General features: G+C 71.9%; 21 protein-coding genes. 11 read left to right on the top strand and 10 right to left on the bottom strand.

Features of this window, described 5'->3' with window-relative positions; genetic code table 11:
* The first annotated feature begins 12 nt into the window (after window positions 1-12).
* The 8 genes from BDW27_RS20730 (at window position 13) to BDW27_RS20695 (ending at window position 10,315) form a co-directional block, all read left to right on the top strand.
* Entirely contained in the window at window positions 13-744 is a 732-nt protein-coding gene (locus BDW27_RS20730) for a FadR/GntR family transcriptional regulator (protein WP_110051233.1), read from the top strand.
* Entirely contained in the window at window positions 741-1,886 is a 1,146-nt protein-coding gene (gene dgoD / locus BDW27_RS20725; RefSeq protein ID WP_017547077.1) for a galactonate dehydratase, read from the top strand. Before BDW27_RS20730 ends, dgoD begins: the two co-directional genes overlap by 4 nt.
* Window positions 1,887-1,897: 11 nt before the next feature.
* A complete protein-coding gene (locus tag BDW27_RS20720; protein WP_233515860.1) occupies window positions 1,898-2,767 on the top strand; it encodes an SMP-30/gluconolactonase/LRE family protein in 870 nt (289 codons plus the stop codon).
* Window positions 2,764-3,744 (top strand): sugar kinase, encoded by a 981-nt coding sequence (locus BDW27_RS20715; protein WP_017547079.1) that lies wholly within the window; start codon window positions 2,764-2,766, stop codon window positions 3,742-3,744. The genes BDW27_RS20720 and BDW27_RS20715 overlap by 4 nt, the downstream gene beginning before the upstream one ends.
* Entirely contained in the window at window positions 3,737-4,333 is a 597-nt protein-coding gene (locus BDW27_RS20710) for a bifunctional 4-hydroxy-2-oxoglutarate aldolase/2-dehydro-3-deoxy-phosphogluconate aldolase (RefSeq protein WP_017547080.1), read from the top strand. The genes BDW27_RS20715 and BDW27_RS20710 overlap by 8 nt, the downstream gene beginning before the upstream one ends.
* A 264-nt stretch (window positions 4,334-4,597) precedes the next feature.
* The gene (locus BDW27_RS20705; RefSeq protein WP_017547081.1) at window positions 4,598-5,296 is read left to right on the top strand and encodes a response regulator transcription factor; all 699 of its coding nucleotides are present in this window, start codon (window positions 4,598-4,600) and stop codon (window positions 5,294-5,296) included.
* Window positions 5,293-9,315 carry an MMPL family transporter gene (locus BDW27_RS20700; RefSeq protein WP_233515859.1) on the top strand — a complete coding sequence of 1,341 codons (4,023 nt, stop codon included), beginning with the start codon at window positions 5,293-5,295 and terminating at the stop codon, window positions 9,313-9,315. Before BDW27_RS20705 ends, BDW27_RS20700 begins: the two co-directional genes overlap by 4 nt.
* A gap of 151 nt (window positions 9,316-9,466) precedes the next feature.
* Window positions 9,467-10,315 (top strand): transporter substrate-binding domain-containing protein, encoded by an 849-nt coding sequence (locus BDW27_RS20695; protein ID WP_110051163.1) that lies wholly within the window; start codon window positions 9,467-9,469, stop codon window positions 10,313-10,315.
* Between the two features lie 42 nt (window positions 10,316-10,357).
* On the opposite strand, the gene BDW27_RS20690 is transcribed toward BDW27_RS20695, so the two are convergent.
* The 6 genes from BDW27_RS20690 to BDW27_RS20665 form a co-directional block, all read right to left on the bottom strand.
* Entirely contained in the window at window positions 10,358-11,785 is a 1,428-nt protein-coding gene (locus BDW27_RS20690; protein WP_110051161.1) for an acyl-CoA synthetase, read from the bottom strand.
* 595 nt (window positions 11,786-12,380) lie between these two features.
* Window positions 12,381-13,298 carry a shikimate dehydrogenase gene (locus BDW27_RS20685; protein ID WP_017547086.1) on the bottom strand — a complete coding sequence of 306 codons (918 nt, stop codon included), beginning with the start codon at window positions 13,296-13,298 and terminating at the stop codon, window positions 12,381-12,383.
* The gene (locus BDW27_RS20680; RefSeq protein WP_110051160.1) at window positions 13,289-15,202 is read right to left on the bottom strand and encodes a sugar phosphate isomerase/epimerase and 4-hydroxyphenylpyruvate domain-containing protein; all 1,914 of its coding nucleotides are present in this window, start codon (window positions 15,200-15,202) and stop codon (window positions 13,289-13,291) included. Before BDW27_RS20680 ends, BDW27_RS20685 begins: the two co-directional genes overlap by 10 nt.
* A gap of 120 nt (window positions 15,203-15,322) precedes the next feature.
* Window positions 15,323-16,315 (bottom strand): DctP family TRAP transporter solute-binding subunit, encoded by a 993-nt coding sequence (locus tag BDW27_RS20675; protein ID WP_110051158.1) that lies wholly within the window; start codon window positions 16,313-16,315, stop codon window positions 15,323-15,325.
* A gap of 76 nt (window positions 16,316-16,391) precedes the next feature.
* Window positions 16,392-17,666 (bottom strand): TRAP transporter large permease, encoded by a 1,275-nt coding sequence (locus BDW27_RS20670; RefSeq protein ID WP_110051156.1) that lies wholly within the window; start codon window positions 17,664-17,666, stop codon window positions 16,392-16,394.
* Entirely contained in the window at window positions 17,663-18,202 is a 540-nt protein-coding gene (locus BDW27_RS20665; RefSeq protein ID WP_199560720.1) for a TRAP transporter small permease, read from the bottom strand. The genes BDW27_RS20670 and BDW27_RS20665 overlap by 4 nt, the downstream gene beginning before the upstream one ends.
* Window positions 18,203-18,354: 152 nt before the next feature.
* Here BDW27_RS20665 and BDW27_RS20660 point away from each other — a divergent pair, with 152 nt between their 5' ends.
* The gene (locus tag BDW27_RS20660; protein ID WP_017547091.1) at window positions 18,355-19,356 is read left to right on the top strand and encodes a LacI family DNA-binding transcriptional regulator; all 1,002 of its coding nucleotides are present in this window, start codon (window positions 18,355-18,357) and stop codon (window positions 19,354-19,356) included.
* Between the two features lie 363 nt (window positions 19,357-19,719).
* Here BDW27_RS20660 and aztD read toward each other — a convergent pair whose 3' ends face one another.
* The 4 genes from aztD to aztB form a co-directional block, all read right to left on the bottom strand.
* Window positions 19,720-20,907, bottom strand: a complete 1,188-nt coding sequence (aztD, locus tag BDW27_RS20655; RefSeq protein WP_110051154.1) for a zinc metallochaperone AztD — start codon at window positions 20,905-20,907, stop codon at window positions 19,720-19,722.
* Window positions 20,908-20,972: 65 nt separating this feature from the next.
* Entirely contained in the window at window positions 20,973-21,890 is a 918-nt protein-coding gene (gene aztC / locus BDW27_RS20650) for a zinc ABC transporter substrate-binding protein AztC (RefSeq protein ID WP_040694933.1), read from the bottom strand.
* Between the two features lie 5 nt (window positions 21,891-21,895).
* Window positions 21,896-23,080 carry an ABC transporter gene (locus BDW27_RS20645; protein ID WP_110051153.1) on the bottom strand — a complete coding sequence of 395 codons (1,185 nt, stop codon included), beginning with the start codon at window positions 23,078-23,080 and terminating at the stop codon, window positions 21,896-21,898.
* Entirely contained in the window at window positions 23,077-23,979 is a 903-nt protein-coding gene (gene aztB / locus BDW27_RS20640; protein WP_110051151.1) for a zinc ABC transporter permease AztB, read from the bottom strand. Before aztB ends, BDW27_RS20645 begins: the two co-directional genes overlap by 4 nt.
* Before the next feature lie 91 nt (window positions 23,980-24,070).
* On the opposite strand from aztB, the gene aztA reads away from it, so the two are divergent.
* Both aztA and BDW27_RS20630 read left to right on the top strand, forming a co-directional pair.
* Window positions 24,071-24,706 (top strand): zinc ABC transporter ATP-binding protein AztA, encoded by a 636-nt coding sequence (gene aztA / locus BDW27_RS20635; protein WP_110051149.1) that lies wholly within the window; start codon window positions 24,071-24,073, stop codon window positions 24,704-24,706.
* 112 nt (window positions 24,707-24,818) lie between these two features.
* Window positions 24,819-25,607 carry an AraC family transcriptional regulator gene (locus tag BDW27_RS20630; RefSeq protein WP_017547097.1) on the top strand — a complete coding sequence of 263 codons (789 nt, stop codon included), beginning with the start codon at window positions 24,819-24,821 and terminating at the stop codon, window positions 25,605-25,607.
* Window positions 25,608-25,639: the final 32 nt, after the last annotated feature.

Genomic DNA, 25,639 nt, shown 5'->3' with positions numbered 1-25,639 from the left:
ACGGAGGACATGATGTCGGCCTATTCGGGGCGCGGTGTGCACGGCCAGACGGTGCGCTTGCTCGGTGAACGGGTCCTCGCCGGGGAGTTCGCGGAGGGGCAGACCATCGACCTGGTCGAGCTCAGCGAGGAACTCGACCTGAGCCTGACGGCCCTGCGCGAGGCGATCAAGGTGCTCGCGGCCAAGGGGCTGGTGGGCTCACGCCAGAAGAAGGGCACCTTCGTGCGCCCTCGCGGTGACTGGAACCTGCTCGACCCGGACGTGGTCCGTTGGCAGGTGGCGGCGGGCGCCGGTGACGTCTTCTTCCGCGATCTGGCCGAGCTGCGCGACGCCCTCGAACCCGCCGCCGCCCTGCTCGCGGCACGGCGGCGTGAGGACGGCGACGTCGCCGAGCTGCGGGCCGCTCTCGGCGAGATCGCCGACACCGTGGACGGCCAGGCCGAGGACGCCGTCCGGGCCGACCTGCGCTGGCACCGCGCGTTGTTGGCGGCCACCCACAACGAGCTGTTCACCCGCACCGACGTCTTCTTCTCCGCGGGGCTCTCCGAACGCGACCGCCTGGTCCACGAAGGCGACCACGATGACCCGGTGCCCAGCCACGAGGCGGTCACAGAGGCCATCGCGGCCGGAGACCCCTTCGCCGCCGAGGCCGCCATGCGCTCCCTGCTGACACAGGCCAGGCAGGACCTGCTCCGCGTCACCGAACACGACGTGCCCGAAGACAGTTTGGAGAGACCCGAGTGAGAATCACCCGTATTGAGACCTTCCTGGTCCCGCCCCGGTGGCTGATGTGCCGGGTGGAGACCGACGAGGGGATCGTCGGCTGGGGCGAGCCTGTGGTCGAGGGGCGGGCGGAGACCGTGCGGGCGGCGGTGGAGGAGCTGTCCGAACTCCTCCTGGGCCAGGACCCCGCCCCCATCGAGCACCATTGGCAGCGTCTGACCAAGGGCGGTTTCTACCGGGGCGGCCCCGTGCTGTCCAGCGCGGTCGCCGGGCTCGACCAGGCCCTGTGGGACATCGCGGGCAAGAGCCTGGGCGTGCCCGTGCACCGCCTCCTCGGCGGTCCCGTCCGCGACAAGGTCAGGGTCTACGGTTGGGTCGGCGGCGACGACCCGGCCGAACTGGTGGACAGGGTCAGCGCGCGGGTGGAGACCGGCCTGACCGCGGTGAAGATGAACGGATCCGGGGTGATGGGGCGCTCGGCGACCGTGCGCGAGATCGACGGGATCGTGGACCGGCTGGCGAGCGTGCGCGAGGTGCTCGGCCCGGACCGTGACGTGGCGGTGGACTTCCACGGCCGCTTCAACGCGGCCACGGCCCGTCGCGTCCTGCCCCTGCTGGAGCCGCTGCGTCCCATGTTCGTGGAGGAGCCCGTGCTACCCGAGTACGGTCACCTGCTCGGCGACGTCGTGCGGAGCAGCCCCGTGCCCATCGCCACCGGTGAGCGCCTGTTCAGCCGGACCGACTTCCTGCCCGCCCTCCAGGCCGGTATCTCGGTGGCCCAGCCAGACCTCTCGCACGCGGGCGGGATCTCGGAGGTCCGCAGGATCGCCTCCCTGGCCGAGACCTACGACGTCCTACTCGCCCCGCACTGCCCGCTCGGTCCGCTGGCCCTGGCGGCCAGCCTCCAGGTCGCCTTCGCCACCCCCAACTTCCTCATCCAGGAACAGAGCATCGGCATCCACTACAACCAGGACGCCGAACTGCTCGACTACGTCCTGGACGCCGGGGTCTTCGCCTTCCCCGACGGGCACATCCACCGGAGCGACGCCCCGGGCCTGGGAGTGGAGGTGGACGAGGCCGCCGTGCGCCGCGCGGACCGCACGGGCCACCGCTGGCGGTCGCCCGTGTGGAGCCACGAGGACGGATCGTTCGCGGAGTGGTGATGAGGGAGGAGATGACACGCGTGTCGAGGGAACCGTGGAGCGCGGACCGCTTCGAACTGGGAGAGGGGCTGCGCCGACACGGTCGGCACCTGCTCATGGTGGACATCCTCACCGGGAGGCTCCTGCGCCTGGACCCGGGCTCGGCCGGTCCGGCCGAGGTCGTACTCTCCCTGGACGCGCCGCTGGGGGCGGTCGCCCCCGTACTGGACCGTCCGGACTCCTACGTCGCGGCCGTCGGAACCGGGGTCGCCGTGGTCTCCGCGAACGGCGGTGTGGAGTGGCTGGCCAGGCCGGAGGACGGCGCGGCCGCGCCGATGCGGATGAACGACGGTTCCTGCGATCCGTCGGGCAGGTTCTGGGCCGGGTCGATGGCCTACGACGGTACCCGGGGCGCCGGTTCCGTCTACCGCGCCGACCCCGATGGCGGATTCACCCGTGTCCTGGAGGGCTACACCGTTCCCAACGGCCCGGCCTTCAGCGCCGACGGCTCCCGCATGTACCTGGCGGACAGCGCCGACGGGCGTATCGACGTCCACGACGTGTCCCCTGGAGGAGAACCCGGGGCTCGGGCGGTCTTCGCCCGTGTCACGCAGGGCAGTCCCGACGGCATGCAGGTCGACGACGAAGGGCACCTGTGGGTCGCGGTCTGGGGTGCCGGTGAGGTGCACCGCTACGACCCCGACGGAACCCTGGAGAGCGTGGTCGCGGTCCCTGCCGCCCAGCCCACGAGCGTGTGCGTCACCCAAGGTCCGCGGCCGCGGCTGTTCGTCACCACCGCGACGGTCGGCCTCGACCGTCCCGGCCCCGGTGACGGCGCCGTGTTCTCGGTCCCCGTGGGGGTCGGCGGACCCCGGGTCCAGCAGTTCGGGGGTGCGGCGTGAGCGCTCAGATCGCCTGTGTCGGCGAGACCATGCTGCTCCTCACCGCCGCCGACCCGACCCCGCTGGACCGGGCGCCGCTCCTGACGATGGGGGTCGCGGGTGCCGAGTCCAACGTCGCCTCCGGCCTCGCCGCCCTCGGGCACCGGGCCGCCTGGATCAGCGCCGTGGGGGACGACCCCTTCGGCCGCCTGATCACGCGCACCCTCCGTGAGGGCGGCGTGGACGTGACGGGGGTCCGGGTCGACCAGGACCGTCCCACGGGCGTGTTCGCCAAGGACCCCTCGCCCGCGGGGAGCACCGTGCACTACTACCGGACCGGGTCCGCGGCCTCCGCGCTCGGCCCCGAACTGGTCGGGGACCCGAGGGTGCGGGCCGCTGGCAGGGTCCACCTGTCCGGGGTCACCCCCGCGCTGTCACCGGCGTGCGACGCCCTGGCCCAAGGGCTGCTGGAGGCCCCGGGCCTGACGGTGAGCTTCGACGTGAACCACCGGCCCCGACTGTGGGGGCCGAACGAGGCGGCCCCGCGTCTGCTCGCGCTGGCCCGGCTCGCCGACACCGTCTTCGTCGGCAGGGACGAGGCCGAGGAGCTGTGGGGGACCTCCACCGACCACGACGTGCGAGCGCTCCTGCCCGACGTCGAACGCCTCGTGGTCAAGGACGCCGAGCACGGCGCCAGCGAGTTCCACGGCGACACGCGGGTGTACGTGCCCGCGCCCACCGTCGAGGTCGTCGAGCCGGTCGGGGCGGGGGACGCCTTCGCCGCGGGATACCTGGCGGGGGACCTGCGCGGCCTGGACGGCCGGGGACGTCTGCGCCTGGGGCACCTGTGCGCCGGACGCGTCCTTCGGGTGACGGGGGACCTGGCCGACCCGCCTCCCCCGCACGAGGTGGACGCGCTGGTGGCGGTGGCCGACGAACACTGGCCCGTACAAGCCTCCGCGGCCGTGGCCGCGGTGAGAGGAGACAACAGTGAGTGACAAGGGTCTGGACGGTCTGTTCGCCGATCACAGCGTGCTGGCGATCCTGAGGGGCATGCCGGTGCGCACCACGGTCGAACTGGCCGAGCGCGCCTGGGACCTGGGTGTGACCGCCATCGAGGTGCCCGCCCGCGACGCCCGGGGGCTGGAGGCGCTGCACGCCACGGTCAGAGCGGGCGCGGAGCGCGGACACCCGGTCGGCGCGGGCACGGTGATCACCCCCGACCAGGTCCGTGCCGTGTCCGAGGCGGGCGCCGCGTTCACCGTCGCGCCGGGGTTCGACGCCGAGGTCATGGGCCTCTCGGAGGCCGCGGGTATGCCCCACCTACCCGGTGTGGCCACGCCCACCGACATCCAGAAGGTGCTCAGGGCGGGCGGTCACTGGGTGAAGGCCTTCCCCGCCACGTCGCTCGGCACCGACTGGTTCCGGGCCATGGCCGGCCCCTTCCCCGACGTGCGGATCGTGGCGACCGGCGGCATGGACGCCCGCAACGCCCGTCAGTACCTCGACGCGGGGGCGCGGATGGTGGCGGTCGGCTCCGCGCTGACCGATCCCGAGCAGATCCCCCTCCTGGCCGCACTCGTCTGAGTCCTCGCGGGCGCGGTCCTGGAGCGCGCCCCCCGGCGACGGTGTCCGCGCCGGTACGGGGGGCGCGCCACACACTCGGTGGGGCTCCGGGAGCGGGCCCGGAACGCCGGGGACGACCACCGCGGCCAGGGAGCCGGGACAAGGCCGGGCGGCCGTGCGGGTCCAGCGGCGGGGTTACCATCGGGCCGGGGTCCGACGCCACCGCAACCCTGTGACCTGGGCTCTCATCGCTCTCTCATCCCTTTCGGCTGTGATGGACGGACCATGCAAGCCAAGATCCTCGTCGTCGACGACGAACCCAACATCCTCGACATGGTCGCGACCGTGCTGGAGTTCCACGGATTCGAGGTGCGGACCGCCGCCACCGCCGCCGAGGCCCACACCGCCGCACACGTGTTCGGACCCGACCTGGTCGTGTTGGACGTCATGCTCCCGGACGGGGACGGGTTCGACGTGTGCCGGGCACTGCGGCGTTCGCGGCCCGACCTGGGCATCGTCTTCCTCACCGCCAAGGACGCCCACAGCGAGCGGATCGCGGGGCTCACCTACGGTGGGGACGACTACGTCACCAAGCCGTTCAACACCGACGAACTCGTGGCCCGGGTACGGGCGGTCCTGCGCAGGACACGACCCGGAAACGGCCCCGAACCGGGCGAGGGCGTCCTGCGCTTCGCCGACGTCGAACTCGACGAGCGCGCCTGCGTGGTGCGTCGGGCAGGGAACCCGGTGCCGTTGTCGCGCACCGAGTTCGACCTGCTCCGCTACCTGATGCTCAACAGCGGGCGCGTGCTCTCACGCCCGCAGATCATCGACGAGGTGTGGAGCGACGGATACTCGGGCGGCTCCAACATCGTCGACACCTACGTCGGCTACCTGCGCCGCAAACTCGGCGCGCACGGCCCCAACCTCATCCGGACCCAGCGGGGGTTCGGCTACGCGCTCCGTGAGGGTGACCCCGGATGAGGGCACCGTGGCGCACCCTGCGCGGCCGCATGGTGGTGGTCAACGCCGTCCTGATGTTCCTGGCCCTGAGCGTCGTCGCCGTGGCCAGCTCCATGTTCCTCGCGTCCTACCTGGTCGACCGGCTGGACGAGCGTATCGAGACCAGCGCGTCGTTCGTGCGCGCCAACCAGGACGAGATCTTCGCCAAGAGCCCCGACCAGCTCGTGGAGCAGATCCGCGCCCCCAGCGAGTTCGTCGCCGAGTTCGTCACCCGAGTCCCGGGCGACAGCCACCCCAAGGTGCACCGGCTCCAGGGATCGGGCCCCACCCTGGTCCGTGACATCGACACCGACAGCGCGCCCGAGGGCGTGTTCACGGTCGAACACGACGGTGCGGAGTACCGGGTCAAGGTGCTCCACCTGCCGGAACAGGACACCGTCGTCCTCATGGGCGAACCCCTGCGTCCGGTCACCGCCACCGTCCACCGGCTGGTGGCCATCCAGGTGTCGGTCGGCCTGGGCATGCTCGGGATCGCGCTGATCGCCGGAACCGCGGTCATCCGCCGGGGTCTGCGTCCCCTGGACGACGTCGTGGAGACGGCGGAGGCCATCGCCCTGGGCGACCTGGAACGCCGTGTCCCCGAACCCGCTCCGGGCGCGGCCGACGAGGTCAGCCGCCTCACCCTGTCCATCAACCGCATGCTCGCCCGCCTGCGCGGAGCCCTGTACGCGCACGAGCACTCCGAGGAGCGGCTGCGCCGGTTCGTCTCGGACGCCTCCCACGAACTGCGCACCCCGCTCACCTCGATCCGGGGCTACCTGCAACTCGTGGCCCAGGGGGTGGTCGACGTCGCCCGGAGACCGGACGTCATCACCCGCTCCCAGCAGGAGTCCGAGCGCATGGCCGCCATCGTGGACAACCTCCTCTACCTCGCCCGGCTCGACGAGGGGCCCGCGCCCCGGCACGAGGTCGTCGCCCTCGGCCCGATCGTGTCCGACAGCGTCTCCGATGCCCGCGCCGCCCAGCCCGAGCGGGACTGGCGGACCGAGGTCACCGCCGACGGTCTGGTGGTCGGGGACGAACAGGAGTTGCGCCAGGCCGTCTCCAACCTGCTGGCCAACGTGCGCGTGCACACCCCGGCCACCAGCCCGGCGACCGTCCGGCTGCACCGCCGTGACGGACGCGTGGTCCTGGAGGTGGCCGACGAGGGCCCCGGCGTGGCCGAGGAGAACGCGGCCTTCGTGTTCGAGCGCTTCTACCGGGCCTCCGCCGCGACGGGCCGCCCCGGCAGCGGGCTCGGGCTGCCCATCGTCCGCGCTGTCATGCGGGCCCACGGGGGAGAGGCGGAGTTCGTCTCCACCGCCGCCGAGGGCACCACGGTCACCCTCCGCTTCCCGTCCCCGCCCGACCCGGACACGGGCTCCCGAGCTGGTCAACGTGACGACGATCTCACCGGTGGTGCGGCGTTCTCATCGAACTCTCATGATCCTCGGCATTTCACCTCATCGGCGTCGTATGAGCTGGAAGGCAAGCGTAAGTCGGGGTTGAGAGGAATGAGTATGGCTGGGCTGCTCTATCGTCTGGGTGGGTTCGCCTACCGACGACGATGGCTGGTCGTGTTCTCGTGGCTGTTGGTCCTGGTGCTCGCGGGCGGTGCGGCGCTGATGTTCCGCGCCCCGCTCAACGACGCCCTCAGTATCCCCGGCACCGAGTCGGAACAGGCCACCGACCTCATGGAGGCGCGGTTCTCCACCACCGGTGAGTCCGTCACCGCCGTGCTGCGCGCCCCCGACGGCTCCGACGTCATCGAGGACGAACAGTACGCCGACGCCGTGCGCGCCACCGCCGACGAACTGGCGGAGATCGACGGTGTCGACGAGGTCTTCAGCCCGCACGGCATCCTCGAGGACGCCCGTCAGCAGTACGACGACGGGATCGCCGAGGGTGAGGAACAGGCCCTGGAGGCCGCCCGCGAGCAGGTCGAGGGACTGGTGCCGCCGGAGACACCCGGCCGCGACCAGGCCGTCGAGGAACTGATGGTCGAGGCCGAGGAACAGGCGCTCGCCGCCGTCGCCGAGCAGGCCCCGGACTTCGACGAGGAGGAGGTCCTCGAGCAGGTTCCGCAGCTCTCGGACGACCGCGACAGCGTGATGATCCAGGTACAGCTGGAGTTCCGCAACGGCGAGGTCCCGTCCGAGACCGTCGAGGCCATTCTCGACACCGGTGACGAGGCCCGCGCGGCCGGCATGGACGTGGAGTTCAGCGGCCCCTCCATCACCCAGCAGGTGCCCGCCATCATGGGCCCGAGCGAGGTCGTCGGCCTGGTCGCCGCCCTCGTGGTGCTCATCATCAACTTCGGCGCCCTGGTCACCGCCGGTCTGCCGATCCTGCTCGCGCTGATCGGCGTGGGCGTGGGCATGCTCCTGCTCTACGCCTCGTCCAGCCTGATCGAGCTCACCAGCACGGCCCCGATCCTGGCGCTCATGCTCGGGATCGCCGTGGGCATCGACTACTCGCTGTTCGTGCTCTCCCGCCACCGCAAGCAGGTGGCGCAGGGCTGGGACCCCGCGGAGTCGGCCGCCCGCGCCATCGGCACCGCTGGCAGCGCCGTGGTCTTCGCCGGGATCACGGTCATCATCGCCCTGCTCGGTCTGTCAGTGGTCCAGATCCCGTTCCTGACCCTCATGGGCGTGGCCGCCATGGTCACGGTGGCCGTGGCGGTGCTCGTGGCGATCACGCTGCTCCCCGCCCTCCTCGGGTTCGTGGGCCACCGTGTCACGGCAGGGCGTCTGCCGGTGCTGGGCCGCCGCGCCGAGAGGGCGATGGTCTCCGAGCGCACCATGAGCGCACGGTGGATCGGCATGGTCATCAAGCGTCCGGTCATCGCGATCGTCGGCGTGACCGCCGTCCTGGGGACGCTCCTGCTTCCCCTCGGCAGCATGCACCTGGGCCTGCCCAGCGACGAGACCAGCTCGACGGACACCACCCAGCGCCAGGCCTTCGAGATCATCAGCGACGAGTTCGGGCCCGGACACACCGCGCAGCTCGCCGTGGTGGCCGACCTGACCGGCCTGCCGGACATGCCCGCGGCCGCGGACGAGGTCGCCGAGCGCATGGAGGGGGTCGACGGGGTCGCGGAGGTGTTCCCGCCCCAGCTCAGCGACGTGCGGGACACGGCGATCATCGTGGTCATCCCGGAGACCGGCCCCTCGGACACCGCCACTGAGGACCTGCTGCACGACGTGCGTGGACTCCAGGGCGAGATCGAGGACGAGATCGGTGCGAAGATCGTGGTGGCCGGTGCCGCCGCCATGGCGATCGACGTCTCCGAACGCCTCGCCGACGCGCTGCCGGTGTTCGCCGCCGTGGTCATCGGCCTCGCGCTGGTGCTGATGACCGTCGTGTTCCGCTCGATCCTGGTGCCGGTGAAGGCCGCGCTGGGGTTCGTACTCAGCGCGGGCGCCTCCCTGGGACTGACCGTGGTGGTCTTCCAGTGGGGCTACGGCGCCGGGCTGTTCGGAGTGGAACCCGGTCCGCTCCTGGCGTTCATGCCGACCCTCATGATCGGCATCCTCTTCGGTCTGGCCATGGACTACGAGGTCTTCCTGGTCTCCCGTATGCGGGAGGACCACGTCCACGGCGCCGAGCCGATGGCCGCGATCTCCACCGGCTTCACCCAGGGGGCGCGCGTGGTCACGGCGGCCGCGGCGATCATGATCAGCGTCTTCGCCTCGTTCGTCTTCGGCCACGTGGAGATGCTGAAGCCGATCGCGTTCGTCCTGGCCGTGGGCATCCTCATCGACGCCTTCCTGGTCCGGATGACGCTCGGCCCGGCGGTCATGGCGCTGTTCGGCCGGGCCACCTGGTGGCTGCCGACGTGGCTGGACCGCCTGCTCCCCAACGTGGACATCGAGGGCGACCGGCTCGCCCCGGTCGCGCCCGTCACCGCGGAGGGCACGCGTGAGGGTGAGAGCTCGGCGAACGACGCGGACGACGGCGACCCCCGGGAGGCCGACGCCGCCGCCGGAACCTCCCGGTAGGGAGAGCCGAACCGGTCGCGACGGAACCCCGGAGAACGGCCCCGCCAGGCTCGGCGGGGCCGTTCCCGTTCCCGGGGGCCCGGCCGCGGTGCGCGCTGCGGGCCGTGACTAATATGACCCGGATCACCCACCAGACGCCGGGAGTCCGCACGTGCCAGTAGCGCCAGCCCGACCGCGCACCGTCCTCGCCGCCTCCGCCGCCTCGCTGGCCGTCCTCCTCGCCGCCGGTTGCTCGGGGGCGGACTCCGACGGCTCGGCCCACCCCGAGACCACCACTTTGGAGGGGAGCAGGCTGGACGAGGTCCTGGAACGCGGCTCGCTCAACGTCTGCACGACCGGCGACTACCGGCCCTTCACCTACCTCGACGCCGACCCGGACGAGTTCACCGGCATCGACGTCGACATGGCGCGCGACCTCGCCGACGAGCTCGGCGTGGAGATCGAGTGGACCCGGACCACCTGGGACGACCTGATGGACGACTTCCTCGCCGGTTGCGACATCGCGGTCGGCGGCATCTCGGTCAGCACCGAGCGCGCACAGCGGGTGTACTTCTCCGCGCCGCTCATGGAGGACGGCAAGACCCCCATCACCCTGTGCGAGAACGTCGACGACTACCGCACCATCGAGCAGATCAACCAGCCCGGGGTGCGTTCGATCATGCCCAGCGGCGGCACCAACCAGGTGTTCGCCGAGAAGCACTACCCGGACGGCGAGCTCGTCACGCACGACAACAACACGATCTTCGACGAGATCGTCGCGGGCAGGGCCGATGTGATGACCACCGACGCCTCCGAGGTGCTGTGGGTGGCCAACGAGTACGAGGAGCTGTGCGCCGTCAACCCCGAGGAGCCCTTCGACTTCTTCGAGAAGGCGTTCATGCTGCCCCGGGGCGACGAGGTGTTCAAGCACTACGTGGACCAGTGGCTGAACATGGCCCTGAACGACGGCACCTACGACCGCATCGTCGAGCCCTGGTTCGGAGAGGACGTCCGACTCTGACCGGGTGACGGGGTCCGGGCGCGCCGCACCCGGACCCCGTGGTCACACCCCCAGCTTCCGTTTGAGGACCTTGCCCATGTCGTTGCGGGGCAGTGCGTCCACCACGTGCAGACGGCGGGGGCGCTTGTGCGGGGCCAGCCGCGAGGACACGAGTTCCGCCAGTTCCTCCAGGGTCGGCGGTACCGGGCCGGTCGCGACGATCCAGGCGACCACGCGTTCGCCCAGGTCCGGATCGGGCTCCCCGGTGACGGCCGCCTCCGCCACCCCCGGGTGGTCCAGCAGCGTGTTCTCGATCTCCCCGGCGCCGATCTTGTACCCGCCGCTCTTGACGAGGTCGGTGCTCCGGCGGCCCACCAGCCGCACCCGCCCCTCGGCGTCGCGCACGGCCATGTCGCCGGTCCGGAACCAGGTGCCGTCCATCGCCTCGGCGGTGGCCACGGGCCGGTTGAGGTAGCCGCTGAACAGGTTCGGGCCGCGCACCTGGACCTCACCGATCTCCTCGGTGCCGAGCCCCAGTTCCGCGCCGTCGTCGTCGACCAGGCGCAGCTCCACCCCGTCCAGCGCGACGCCCACGGTGCCGTGCCCGGACGGGTCCCCCGGACGCACGCTGGTGTTCATGAGGGTCTCGGTCATCCCGTACCGCTCCACCACCCTCTGTCCGGTGGCGGAGGTCAGCCTCTCGTGATCGGGCAGCGGCAGCGCGGCCGAGCCGGAGACGAGCAGCCGCGCCCGGGACAGCCCCTCAGCCAGGGCGGGGTCGTCCTCCACGGCCAGCGCGAGCCGGTGGTACATGGTCGGGACACCGAACACCATGGTCGCCCGCGCCGTGAGGGCCCGGGTGAGCTCCTTGGTGTCGAACCGGCCCAGGTGGATCAGGTCGGCGCCCAGGCGCAGCGGCCCGAGCACGCCCAGGACCAGGCCGTGCACGTGGAACAGGGGCAGGGCGTGCACCAGGACGTCCTCGCCGGTCCAGGCCCAGGTCCGGGCGAGGGAGTCCAGGGTCGCCGCCACCGCGCGCCGGGAGAGGAGCACCCCCTTGGGCGGCCCGGTGGTCCCGGATGTGTAGACGACCAGGGCGGTGGCCTCGTCGTCCATCTCGCGGGTGAACGGAGGCGTGCCGGGGCCGGGGGCGGCGTCCACCTCCAGTCGGGGTAGCGCTCCCAGGGCCTCCGGGGTCCGCTCGCCGGGCGCGTGGAGCAGGAGTTCGGGGGCGCTGTCGTCGATCACGTGCCGCAGCTCCTGGTCGCCGGAGCGCGGGTTCAGCGGGACCACCGGTACCCCGGCCAGGAGCGCGGCGGTCACGGCGACGCAGGTCTCGAGGGTGGGGGTCGCCCACACCGCCACCCGGCCGTCCCGGGGGAGTCGGGCGGCGAGCCGTGACGCCGCTCCGGAGAGCTCCTCGTAGGAGAGCGCGCGTTCGCCGAAGGTCAGGGCGGGGCGGCCGTCTGGCTCGGAGACGTAGGGGAGCACGGGGGCGCCTTTCCGTGAGAAGGGGCTGGCCGGGGCTGCCGGGAGGTGGTCAGCACGAGCGTACGCTCCCTCTCGCGGGGCCCACTCCTTTCCGGAACAGAAGCCTGCCGCAAGAGCCAACACGCTGTGGTGAACTGCCAACCTGGATTCGGTGTCCCAGAGGAAGAGGAGCAGGAACGGCGATCTCCAGCACTCCTGGGGACTGGACGTCCACCCCTTCTATCGGGACGGCGCGTTCATCGTCGCCCGGTTCGAGGCCACCCACGAGGGAGTTCCCCGTCCCCTCCACGACCAGCCCCTTCGGATCGGGTCGTACTTCGAGTTCAGCGCCTTCGACCCCGCCACCGGGACCGTCCACACCCAGGCCTTCGACGGTGAGGACCCGTCCTTCATCGAGCGGGTGGGATCGCCCCTGTGGCCCGCCGCCACCTCCCCCGGGTCCACCCAGTACGGCTACCTCCACCTGACCGCGCCCCGGTGGAGGCCACCGAGTTCACTTCGACGCGGGGCCGTTCGGGATCCCGATCGAGGGGTGACGGCGGGCCCGGCCCTGGGACCGGTGCCCGCCCGGGACCGACCGGTCACCGCACCCGTGTCAGCCCCGCGCGACGGCGGCGAAGTGCGCCATCATCCGGTCGTGGTCGGGCACCATGCCCGTGATCAGCTCCAACGCCTGGGCGGCCTGGAACACCGCCATGCCGCCGCCGTCCAGAGTGGCGCACCCGATCCCCTCGGCCTCGGCGAGCAGCGCGGTGCGCAACGGCCGGTAGACCACGTCGGCCACCCACAGGTGCGGGCGCAGGAGCTCCGGGGACACGGGAGGAGCCGGGTGCTGGGCCATCCCGGCCGGGGTGGCGTTCACCAGCCCGTCCGCCCGGGTGAGCAGGCCGCCGACCTCAGAGGGAGGGGCCGCCTCGCAACGATGCCCCGGAAAGCGTTCCGCCAGGTCCCGGACGAGTCCGCTGGCCCGGTCCTGGTCGGTGTCCACCACCGACAGGTCCCGAACACCGGCGGTCATCAGGGCGTGGGCCACCGCCGCACCGGCCCCGCCCGCGCCCAGCAGGACCACCCTCTCCCTCGGCACGGTGGGCAGCCCCAGTTCCAGGGAGCGGGCGAAGGCCGACCAGTCCGTGTTGTGCCCGACCGCGCGTTCACCGTCGAACACCACGGTGTTCACCGCTCCCAGCGCGGCGGCGTCGGGGGTGAGTTCGTCCAGGTGGGGCAGGACCAGCTGCTTGCAGGGGTGGGTGATGTTCAGCCCGTCGAACCCGTAACGCGGGGCCGAGCGCACGAGTTCGCCGACCGACGACGCCGGCAGGTCCCAGGCGTCGAGGTCGATCCTGCGGTAGACCAGGCGGCGCCCGAGTTCGGCGGCCTCCGTCTCGTGCATGGCCGGGGTCAGGGAGGGGCCGATCCCCGAACCGATCAGCCCGACCAGGAAGGAGGGGACGTCCTGGGTGGGGGAGAGCGCTCGAACGCTCCCGCCGTCGCTCGTCCGGCCCGTCACGTCCACTGCTCCGAACGCTGCGCGGCCCGGTGCGCGGCCATCCGCACCGCTGTGTTCGCCGCCCCGTACCCCTCGTACCCGTTCACTCGCTGCACGACCTCGAAGAACAACCGGCCGCCCAGCAGGGGTGTGTAGAGGTGCCAGAACTCCCCCGCGCCGTCGGTGTCGTGGAGGATGCCCAGGCCGCGCATGAGCGCGAGCCGGGCCGGTGACAGGTCCGACCTGGCCGCGAGGTCGTCGTAGTGGTTGTCGGGGACCCGGATCGGAGGCTCCCCGGCGGCCACCATCGCACGGGCGACCGCGACGATGTCGTCACAGGCCAGGGCGATGTGCTGCGATCCGCCGGTGGCGTCGGCCTGCGGTCCGCGTCCCAGTACGGACACGTTCAGCGCGATGCGCGGTCCCGACCCCGGGTCCGGCCTGGTCAGGACGCGGCTCCGGACCAGCCCGTCGGGAGAGGACAGGTCGGTGTTCTCCGACGGGGAGAGCCCGAACAGGGTCCGGTAGAACAGCGAGGCCTCGTCGAAGTGGTCGAACGGCTGGTACAGGCCGATGTGGTCGATGCCGGTGAGCGGGGTCGGCGCACCCTCGTTTCGGTCGCCGACCGCGGGCGCGGAGAAGTCCTCCGTCCAGTCCGCCCCGCCGGACGCCTCGGGCGGGCACAGGAAGACGGCGGTCCCGTCGGGCGCGGCGACGGCACGTATCCGCGCCTCCGAGGGGTCACGGCGGCGGGACAGGGCGGGAGCCGAGAGGGCCTCGGCCCTGGCCGCCGCCCGGGCCGGATCGGGGACCTCGACGCCGAGCGCCGTCACGGCGGCGTCGCCGGTCCAGGTGTGTCCGAGCCGGGGGTCGGCGGAGTTGAGCAGGATCCGCGTGTGCCCGTGCTCCCACAGCTCGACGGGTTTGGACCGGTGGTCGCGGGTGTGCGCGAACCCCAGCGCCGACAGCACGGAGCGGGTACGCCCTGCGGCCGGATCAGCGGCCGCGATCTCGACGAACGCCAGGTCCTCGGGTGGCACGAGGTCCGGGAGCCGGGTCAGGTGAACGGCGCCGTCGCGGTGCCGGTCCGTGAGCTGCCCGGGGTCGACGGGCTGCCTTGTCCGGGCCACCGTGTCCTCCAGGGCGGACAGCGAACGCAGGGCGTCCGCTGCCGTCCGGTCCGGGTCGGAAGCGCGGAAGACGTCGTTGAACACCTCCAGGGACAGCGGTCCCCGGTAGCCCGCGGCGATCACGTGGCCGGTGAACGCCGCCAGGTCGAAGCCGCCCTGCCCGGGGAAACAGCGGTGGTGGCGGCTCCACTGGAGCACGTCCATGTCCATGGGCGGAGCGTCGGCCAGCTGGAGGAAGAGGATCTTCTCCGAGGGGATGTCCCGGATGCCCGAGGGGTCGTCACCCCTGGAGAGGATGTGGAAGCTGTCCAGGCACAGGCCGAGTGAGGGGTGGTCGGCCGCCTCGACGATCCGCCACGAGTGCCCGTAGGTCGAGACGCGCCGCCCCCAGGCGAGCGCCTCGTAGGCGACGCGCACCCCGTAGGGCTCGGCGGTCTCGGCCAGGGCACGCAGCTGGGCGGCGGCCAGAGCGTCGTCGTCGATCGCCGAGGCGGTCGCGTTGGAGCAGACCAGCAGGGTGTCCACCCCGAGTTCGACCATCAGCGCGAACTTGGCCTCCGCGCGCCTCAGGTTGGCCGTCAGCTGGGTGTCATCCACGCCCTCGAAGTCGCGGAAGGGCTGGTAGAGGTCGATGGTCAGGCCGAGTTCCCCGGCCAGGGCGCGGATCTCACGGGGGGCCAGGGGGGAGGCGAGGAGGTCGTTCTCGAAGATCTCCACGCCGTCGAAGCCGACCTTGGCGGCCGCGCTCAGTTTCTCTTCCAGGGTTCCGCTGAGGGAGACCGTGGCGATGGATCGCCGCATGTCCTTCAGACTCCGTTTCCGTTCGCGGGGCGGGGTGTGCTCACGCCGCACCGGTGTCGGGCCGGTGCGGAGGTGGAGTGGAACGGGCCGGCGGCGTCGCGCGCCCACCGGCCCGTGCGGTCAGGCGGACTCCCGGAAGGCCTCGTAGAGCTCCAGTGCCTCGCCCTCGAGCGTGGACAGGAAGTGCTCGTGGACCTGGGTGCGGAAGGCCTCCACGTCCACGTCGTCGACGACCTCCATCGCGCCGCTGGCCTCCCACTCGGCGAGGACCTCGGCCTCCGCCTCCTCGATGCAGGCGCGGTTCTCCTCCCGGACCTCGCTGACCGCCTCCTGGAGCACCTCCTGCTGCCCCTCGGAGAGCCGGTCCCAGGTCTGACCGGAGACCACGATCATCTGGGATCCGATCTGGTGCCCGGTGAGGCTGACATGGGACTGCACCTCGGAGTAGTTGTCGGCGGCGACGGTCGCGATCGGGTTCTCCTGGCCGTCCACGGTTCCCTGCTGGAGGGCCATGTAGACCTCCTCGAAGGCGACCGTCGTGGGGCTGGCGCCCATCGCCTCGGCGTTGGCGAGGTAGATGGGGGAGTCGGGGAACCGCATACGCAGCCCGGAGAGGTCGGCGGGGGTGCGGATCGGCTGGTTGGCGGTGAAGTGCCGGTCCCCGAAGTACCAGACGTCGAGGATCTTCGCCCCGGTCGCCTCCTCGAACCCCTGCTTCGTGGCCTCGGCGGCCTCCGAGTCGAAGAAGGAGAACATGTGGTCGGCGTCGTCGAAGGCGTACGCCGCGTCGAAGACCCCGATCGGCTGGTGGGCGGAACCCAGCGCCGCCGAGCCCTGGACGTCCATGTCGATGTCGCCGGACATCACCGACGCGAAGGTCTCGGTGTTGTCGCCGAGCTGGCTCCCCGGGAAGGTGTCCACGCGGAAGCCCGCGTCGGCGTCGGCCACGTGCTCGGCCACCAGGTCGATGCCGCAGCGGGTGTGCGGGTGGTCCTCCGTGTAGCTGTTGGAGAAGGTCAGGACGGGGCCGTCGGTGTCGTCGCCCGCACCGCAGGCGGTGAGGACGAGGGCGGCCGCTGGCAGGAGCGCGGCGAAGCGGAGACCGGTGTTCATGGTGGGACCTTTCGGTGGCACGCGGGGAGTGGGTGGGGTCGGGGAGTCGTGGGCGGCGAGGTCCGGTGGACGGTCGCTACAGGCCGAGCTGGCCGGGGAGGAAGAGGACGAGTTCGGGGGCCACGGTGAGCAGTCCCAGCACCGCCAGAAGCGGGATCAGGAACGGCGCGGTACCGCGGAACACCTCGTGCATGGGGGTTCGGGTTGCCGAACCCAGGACGAAGAGGACGCCGCCGAGTGGTGGCGTGAGCAGGCCGATCATCAGGTTCACGATGGCGATCACACCGAAGTGGACCGGGTCGACGCCGAACTGCACGGCGATCGGCAGGAGGACCGGCACCGTGATGACCAGAGCCGCGATGGGTTCCAGGATGGTGCCGATCAGGATGAGCGCCACGTTCACCAGCAGGAGGAACACGACGGGGCTGTCCGTGAAGCCGAGCAGGAACGAGGCGATGTCCTGCGGCACCCGCTCGCGGGCCAGCACCCAGCCCAGGAGCCCCGACGCGGCGAGGATCAGGGTGATCGACGCCGCCGTGGTGGCGGTCTCGACGGCGATGCTCCACAGGGAGCGCAGGGTCAGGCGCCGGTAGCAGAACCCGAGCACGAGGACGTAGGCGACGCCGACGGCGGCTGCCTCGGTCGGTGTGAACAGGCCGCTGAGGATGCCCCCGAGCAGCAGCACCGGTGCTCCCAGGGGGCCGACGACGCGCAGGGCGGCGGACCGGAACTCGCCGGGTGCCGAGCGCCGTCCGGCGAGCTGGGGCTGCTTGCGGCTCCACACGAAGACGTACAGCGCGAGGCCGCCCGCGATCAGCAGGGCCGGGACCACGGCGGCGGCGAACAGCGCGGCCGTGGAGACCGCCGCCACCGAGGCGTAGACGATCGCGGGGATGCTCGGCGGCATCACCGGGCTGATCAGGCTGGAGGAGGCGGTCAGTCCGAGGGCGAAACGCCGGGGGTACCCCCGGCTGGTCATGGCCGGGACGAGCATCTTGCCCATACCCGCGACGTCGGCCAGGGCGGTGCCGCTGATCCACGAGAAACCGACGCTGACGCCGATGTTCACGTAGCCCAGACTGGCGCGCACCCGGCCGAACAGCACCTGGGCGAAGGCGAAGATGCGGTCTGCGATCCCCGTGTGGTTGGCGACCACTCCCAGCAGGATGAACAACGGGACCGCGAGCAGGGGGAAGCTGTTGACCTCCTGGGCGGCGGTGCGCAGGCTCAGACCCGTCGACTGGTCCGTGACGACCATGTACAGCAGGGTCGGGCCGAGGATCGCGAAGGCCACGGGGACCCGCAGCAGCAGGAGTACGAGAATGCCGGTGACGACCAGCGCGGCGCTCATTCGGCACGCTCCTCGGGGGTGGTCTCCAGGGCCGGGGGCGCGGGAAGCAGGGTGTTGGCCAGGGCGCGCAGCGCGGCCAGGGACAGCCCGACCATGGGGATGACGTAGGTCCAGGACAGGGGGACGTTGAGGGCGGGTGTGGTCTGCGGGGAACCGCCGAAGACGAGTTCGGCGGCCTCGAACACGAACCCGACGGCGACCGCCGCGACGACGAGGTTAGCCAGGACCCACACTCCGCGCAGGACCCGGCCGCGGGCCACGTGGTCGACGAGCTTCAGAGTGATGTGCTCGTCCCGGCCCACCAGGTATCCGACCAGGGAGAAGGTCAGCCACACGAGACCGAACCGGGCCAGTTCGCCGGTCCAGACCCAGCCGGAGACCGGCAGGTGGCGCTGGGTCGCCTGGACGAGCATCAGCGTGAAGATCAGGGTGAGCAGGAGGGCGCCGACGACGAGTTCGGCCCTCTCCAGGCAGCGGACCACCGTCCGCGCGGGACTCGGGGGCCCGGTGTCGTTCGGTTCGGGGGGTTGGGTCATCCCAGTCGGCTCCAGTCGGGAGTACACGGCTTTGCGCTGATCAGCGGCCGTGGACGTGGTGGGTGTCACACTTTTGTGAACTCTAGGTTTCCGTTCACATCAGTGGCAAGCGATTGCCAAAAGTTGTCACAACCCGGTAGGAAGGGGGCGAGATGAAGACTCCCAGGCGCACGACCATCTACGACGTCGCGGCCGAGGCCGGTGTGGCCGCCTCCACGGTCTCCCGGACCTTCGGCAACCCCCGCCGGGTGAACGCGACCACGCGCGACCACGTGCTGCGGGTAGCCGAACGGCTCGGCTACCGGCCCAACCCCCTGGCCACGGCCCTGCAGTCCGGGCACAAGGCGACCATCGCGATGCTGGTCCCCGACATCACCAACCCGCACTTCTTCGGCACGATCCGGGGCGCGGAACGGCGTGCCAGCGAGGCGGGCGTCACCTTCATCCTCGGCAACACCGAGGAGTCGGCGGCCAACGAACGCAACCAGATCGAACGGCTGGACCACTCGGTGGACGGCTTCGTGCTGGCGGCCAGCCGTATGAGCGACGAGACGACCGTGGGGATCTCGCAGAGCCACAACCTGGCACTGGTCAACCGCGAGGTCGACGGCCTTCCCGGCGTGGTGGTCGACAGCGGACCGGGGAGCTGGCAGATCGTCGAGCACCTGGCCTCGCTGGGGCACCGGTCGATCGTCTACCTCTCCGGCCCGCACCAGTCCTGGCTCGCCAACGAACGGTGGAAGGCGCTGAGGGCGGCAGCGGAGCGGCGCGGGCTCGCCGTCGCCCGCCTGGGTCCGTTCCCACCCAGGGTCAGCGGCGGCGGAGCCGCCGCCGACGCCGCCCTGGTGTCCGGGGCGACCGCTCTGGTGGCCCACAACGACCTGCTCGCCATCGGTGTCCTGCGTCGCCTCTCCGAACGCGGGGTCGCGGTTCCCGGAGAGGCCAGCGTGGTCGGCTACGACGACATCTTCGGCGCCGACCTGTGTGTTCCCGCCCTGACCACCCTCGCCGGTCCCGAGGACGAGGCGGGCCGGGTGGCGGTGGAGCTCCTGCTGAGGAAGGGGTCGCTCTCCACCGCGCACCCCGCCCCGCAGCGGGTGGTCCTGCCCACCCATCTCGTGATCCGCGACTCCACGGGCCCCGCCGCCCGCTGAGGCCCCTGGCGGGAAGCCGTCGCCACCACCAACGGACCCCGATCCGAACGTGGAGCCGGGAGACGGGTCGGCCCGGGGGCCCGCGCCGTCACGCGCGGGCCCCCGGGCCTCGGGGGGCTGCCCCCGCCGTGCGACGGGGTGGAGCAACGACCCAGAGCGTGTTCGGCGGACACACGCCCCGCGTCGCCCCAGCGGCACCGGCACGGCGTTCTGGTCAGCCGACAGCCACACCCGGGCCGACCCCCCGCTGTGCGACACCGCGGAGCTCGCGGAGCGGCGCACAGGAGGGGCGCTCCCGCTTCGGGCATGTGCCAGCAGCACCGGATGCACCGCTCGCCACGGCAGCATCCACCGAACAACGCCCTAGTGGGCGACGCCGCTCAGTTCGTTGGGGGCCTCGTCCAGGGTCACCGAGCCGGTGACCTCACCGAAGGCCAGGTCCACCGCGTGCACCTGGTTGGTGGACGGGTCGCTCACGTAGGCGGTGCCACCGCGCACGAACAGCGCGGGCCGGGGGTCCTGCCACTCCAGCGGCTCCTCCCAGGAGTCCATCAGCTCGATGCTCCGGGTGAGCTCGCCCGAGTCGGGGTCGATCTCGTGCAGGGAGCCGTCGGTTCCCAGCACCAATGCCTCACCGGCCGGGCCCCGGCCCAGGGACCGGAAGGTGTAGCTGGAGGGCAGGTCGACCAGCTCCAGGTCGCCCTCGGCGGTGTCGACCAGGGCGATCGACTCGGGGCGCTCCAGTTCGGCGTCCGGGTCGGTCTTGTAGTCGCCCAGGATGACGGGCGACTCCTCGGAACCGGCCTGGTTGCCGATCCGCCCGTAGTCGTCGGGGCTCTCGACCTTGGTGAACGCGCCGTCCTGGTAGATCAGCACGCCGTCCTGGCACCCGATGGCCACGGCCCCGCCCTGGGCCGCGCTCTCCCCGTGCACGCCCGGGCACTCCTCGCTGCGGGCGATCTCCTCCCCGTCGGCGTCCAGGACCAGGGCGCCCACGCGCTCCTCCTCGTTGCCGAGGGTGAGCAGGAGTTCACCCTCGTCCAGCTCGACCGCCACGCCGTGGTGGGCCTCCTCGGCGGTGTGGACGTCGGTCTCCTCGGGCAGACCCGAGCCCAGCGCGTCGGTGTCGAAGGCCGTGACCTCGCCGGTGCCGTCGGCGAACAGGACGGTCCGGCCGCCGTGGCGCACCACGTGACCGGGGGTGTCGGCCGGGAAGAGGGTGTCGGTGAGCTCCGCGCCGGCCGCGTCGAGGACCTGGAAGCCCTCGGAGGTGGAGACGAACACGTGGCGGTCGTCCCCTGCGGGGTTGACGCGGTTGAAGCCCTCCATCTCGATGTCGGCGACCACTTCGAGGGACTCGCCGTCCAGGACGTACAGGCCGCCGTCGTAGGTGGTGACGAGGGGCTCCGTCGCCACGGCCTCGGCCGGGGTCGCCTCCTCGTCGGCGCTCGCGGCGCCGTCGTCGGAGCCGGTTCCGCAGGCGGTCAGGAGGAGACCGGCGGACAGCAGAGCGGGCAGGGCCGCCGCTCGGGTGGTTCGGTTGGGGCGCATGCTTCTTCTCTCTCAGGGATGGGTGTTGGTGCGGGGGGTGACTGGGGGGTGGTCGGAAGGCGGGCTCAGTCGTCGCGGAGCCCGGCGGTGATGGCCTCGGTGTTGGCGCGCATCATCTCCAGGTAGGTTTCGGCGCCCCCGCCCTCGCGGCTCAGGGACTCGGAGTGGAGCGGGATCACCTCGATCTCCACCCCGGCCTCCTCGGCCATGACGGTGGCCAGCCGGTCGGGCTGGGAGGAATCGGCGAAGACGGCGGAGACACCGGCCTCGGCCACGGCGTCGGAGAGGTCCTTGAGGTCGGAGGTGCTGGGCGAGGCCAGGGTGGTCCCACTGGGGATCACGGCTCCGATGACCTCGAAGCCGTAGCGGTCGGCGAGGTAGCCGAAGACGTGGTGGTTGGTCACGAGCCTGCGGCTCTCGGCGGGCAGGGCGGCGAACTCCTCGCCCATCCACGCGTCGAGCTCGTCCACCTCGGCCGCGTAGGCCTCGGCGTTGGCGCGCACAGTGTCGGCGTCGACCCCGTCGACCTCCTCGATCACTCGCTCGGCGATGAGGTCCACGGCCAGGCCGACCCGAGCCGGGTCGGTCCAGAAGTGCGGGTCGGGCTCGCCCTCGCTCTCGTCAGACGTGTACGGCAGCGGATCGACTTCCGCGCCGACCTCCAGGGCGGGTACCCCGGCCTCCTCGGCGGCGGCCACGTTGCGGGCGACCCCCTCCTCCAGGCCGAGGCCGTTGTGCACGACGAGGTCGGCGTTCTCCAGGGTCGCGGCCTCGCGTGCGGAGATCGCGAAGGAGTGCGGGTCGGTGTCGGGCGGCATCAGCACGGTGACCGGTGCCTCGTCGCCGACGATCCGTGCCGTGACGTCGCCGAGGATGTTGGTGGTCACCACGATCCCCGTGCCCTCCTCCTCCGAGGAACAGGAGGCCAGGGTCAGGGTGAGCGTGGCGGCCGCGAGGGCGGCGAGGGGACGTCGGGGGAGCATGGCGTTCACCGTCCGGTCTGGATCATCAGGTGCGGCGCGATCCCCGGTTCGAGGGTGCGGGCCACACGCAGGTCGTCGGCGTAGTCGATCTCGTGCACGACCCCGGCTGCGGGGTCGCTGACGTAGGCGCGGGAGGTGTCCGCCAGGAGGGCTGGCGGCAGCTCGGGATCCACGGTGTCCAGCAGGGCGGTGGACGCCTCCTCCTCCCCGGTCTCCGGGTCGAGGGAGTGCAGGGTCCCGTCATCGGTCAGGACCAGGAGCGGCCCCTCCTCGCCGACCGCCGTCGCCGCCACGGCTCCGGGCCGGTCGTGGGAACGCCACTCGCCCTCGGCCAGATCCAGGACCCACACGGTGTCGTCGGCGGGAAGCGCGGCCAGGACGGCGGAGCCGGAACGGTGGAGGAAGGGGCCGCCGCGTTCCTCACCCGGGTGGGAGAGGGGCGAGGCGGTCAGTTCGCCGTCCTCCTCGGTGACGTGGAGCGTGCCCTCGGCACAGTCGATCACCAGACCTCGGCGGGTGACGGCCGCGCCGTCCGGTTCGGTGCAGGTCGCATCCGGGGTCGCCTGCGGGGCTCCGTCGCGGTCGAGCACGCGGACCGTCCCGTCGTCGTCCACGGTGACCAGTGCCCCCTGGTAGGGGAGGACGATGGCCCCCTCGTCGAGCGCGATGTCGGCGGTGGCGACCGTCCCGTCCTCCAGTTCCGCCCTGTCCAGCAGCAGCGACGCCCCCGGGCCAGCGGTGACCGACGTCAGCGCGGTGTCGGTGACGACCTGAGCGGGGCCGGGGAGGTTCAGGGAACCGACGTGTCCGGAGCCGGTCCGGTAGTAGTGGTTGTGGTCGCCGTGGTCCACGGTCCACACACCGCTGTCGAAGACCTCGGTGGTCCCGTCATCGGACGAACTCAGGTAGGCGAAGCGGCCGTCGCCCACGACGCCGTCCACCTCGGGGACCTCGCCCAACTCCGAGACCTCTTCGGTGAGCAGGTCCAGGAGCCGCACCTGGCCGGTGTCGGTGTCGGCGAGGACCAGCCGGAGCTGTGGCTCGGCGGTCTCCTCGGCCCCCTCGACGTACCCGTGGGGTGTCTCCTCATCGGAGGGCTCGGGTTCGGCGGCGCCGCCGGAGCAGCCACCTGCGAGCAGGGTGACCAGGGCCGCCGCTCCCAGGGCGGCGGTGCGGCGTCGACGGTTCACGGTGTCACCGTTCCTTCCAGGGTGGTGGGCAGGGGCGCGGGGTCGGCGGAGCGCTCCTCGGTCGGGGGGTGTCGCCTGGCGAAGCCGCGTGACCGCAGGGCGGAGGCCAGGGCCGAGACGAAGAAGAAGGCCACCGCCGTGGCCGCGATGCTCGCCCCGGCCGCCGTCTCCCAGTGCCAGGAGACGAGCAGTCCGACGTAGGTGGCGATGCCGCCCAACAGTGCGGCGGTGAGCATGATCCCCGGGATGCTCCTGGCCCAGAGCAGCGCGGTGGCGGGCGGGGCGATGAGCAGCCCGAACACCAGCAGCGTGCCGACCACGTGGAACGAGGCGACCACGGCGAGGGTGACCAGGCCCAACAGGGCGGCGTGCGCGAAGCGCGGCGCCAGACCCAGGGTGTGCGCCTTGCGGTGGTCGAAGGCCAGCGCGACGAACGCCCGGTGGCCGACGACCGCGACCACCAGTGCTGCGGCGAGGGAGAGCCCCAGGTGGAGCAGGTCCCGTTCCCGCACGCCCAGGACGTCGCCGAAGAGGAATGCGGTGAGGTCGACCGCGAACGACGCCGAGTGCGAGACCAGGATCACGCCCACCGAGAGCATCCCCACGAACAACAGGCCGATGCTCGTGTCCTGGGACAACCGGGGAGAGCGGCTCAGCGCGGTGACCCCGGCGGCCATGGCCCCCGCCGCCAGCGCTGCGCCCACGAACAGGCTCTGCCCGAACAGGGCAGCCAGGGCGACCCCGGGCAGCATGCCGTGCGACATCGCGTCCCCGAGGAAGGCCATGCCCCGCAGGACCACCCAGGTGCCGGCGATCGCGCAGACGGCCGAGACCAGGAGGCCCGCCCAGAGCGCACGCTGGACGAAGGTGACCCCGAAGGGTTCGATCAGTGCTTCCATGATGGGACACTCTACAGCGATAACCATTATCGTTTTCACATCGGGTCGGGTCGGGCGAACCCGGACACACGAGAAGCGGGGGTCACCAGCGATGAGGATCGACAACCTGTACGCGGGCTACGGGGGGACGGACGTCCTCCGGGGGGTCACCGCCGAGATCCCCGAAGGGGCGGTCACCGCCCTGGTGGGGGCCAACGGCGCGGGCAAGTCCACCCTGCTCGGGGTGCTGGCGGGCACGGTCCCGCCCCGGAGCGGAACGGTGGTCCCGGCGGACACCCGCCGCCCCGCCTTCGTCGTCCAGCGCAGCGCGGTACCGGACGCCCTGCCGCTCACCGTGCGCGCCACGGTGGCCATGGGGCGCTGGGCGCACCGGGGCTGGTGGCGTCCGCTCACCCGCCACGACCGGGCGGTGGTCGACAGCTGCCTGGAGCGCACCGGGGTCGCGGACCTGGCCCACCGGAGGCTGGGGGAGCTCTCCGGAGGGCAGCGCCAACGCGCCCTGATCGCCCAGGGGCTGGCGCAGGAGGCGGGGCTGTTGTTGCTGGACGAACCCTCGGCCGGGCTGGACCACCGATCCATGGGCCGGGTCCGGGAACTGGTCTCCGAGGTCGCGTCCGAGGGGGTCACCGTGGTGCACGCCACCCACTTCGCCGAGGAGGCGCGGGACGCCGACCACGTCCTCACCCTGGAGGCGGGCCGCGTGGCCCCGACCGGAACCGCGGTGTGACGCGTCCGACAGGGGGCTGAGGCCGGGCAGCCCCTGGTTTGGTCCTCGCGGGGTGGCCCCGCATAACCTGTGTGACGTGGTCAGACAAGACAGGGCGTCGCACCGTGGGGCGGTGCGCGAGCGTGCGGACGCGGTGGAGAACCGCAGCCTTCCCTCCTACGGTGCGGGGGAGATCGACGTCCCCTACGTGGTTCACGGCACCGACGAGGTGATCGCGCGCGACACCTACTGGGAGGAGCACTCGCACCCCACGCACGAGCTGCTCTGGAACCTGCGCGGCGCCTCCACCGCCACCACCGGGACGCGTGTGTGGACCATCACACCGTCGGTCGGCCTGTGGATCCCGGCCGGAACCCCCCACTCCGGGTGGACCCCGGCGGGGACCTGGCACCACGCGGCCCAGTTCAGCGTGCACGCGGTCCCGGCCATCGCGGACACCACCGTCGCGGTGGAGGTCACCCCGCTCCTGCGGCTCCTGCTCGAACGGCTCAACACCGACGGGCTGGGCCCTGGGTCACGTGCCAGGACCGAGGCCGTGGTGCTCGACCTGCTGGCCCCGGCCCCGGTCGAGCTGCTGCTGAAGATCCCCGAGTCCCCGCTGCTGGAGCCCATCGTCGCGGCCGTGCGCGACGACCCCGCCGACGACACGACCCTGGCCTCGTGGGCCGCGCGGCTCGGCGTGAGCACCCGAACCATCACGCGGGCGTTCCGAGCCCAGACCGGGCTCGGGTTCAGCCAGTGGTCGGCAGCCGCGCGCGTGCAGCACGCGATCACCCTGCTCTCCCTGGGGGAGGAGATCGAGGAGGTGGCGGAGAGGGTCGGCTACCACTCGGCGAGCGCGTTCGGCACGGTTTTTCGGAGGGTGACGGGCATGAGTCCCGGGCGGTTCCGCGTCCAGTGACAATGACCCCATGTCCGTTTCGCGAGGTTCCT

Source organism: Nocardiopsis sp. L17-MgMaSL7 (assembly GCF_003182025.1).
Lineage (GTDB): Bacteria > Actinomycetota > Actinomycetes > Streptosporangiales > Streptosporangiaceae > Nocardiopsis > Nocardiopsis prasina.
The sequence above is the reverse complement of the archived record's forward strand: the minus strand, read 5'-3'. Positions and strand labels throughout refer to the sequence as shown.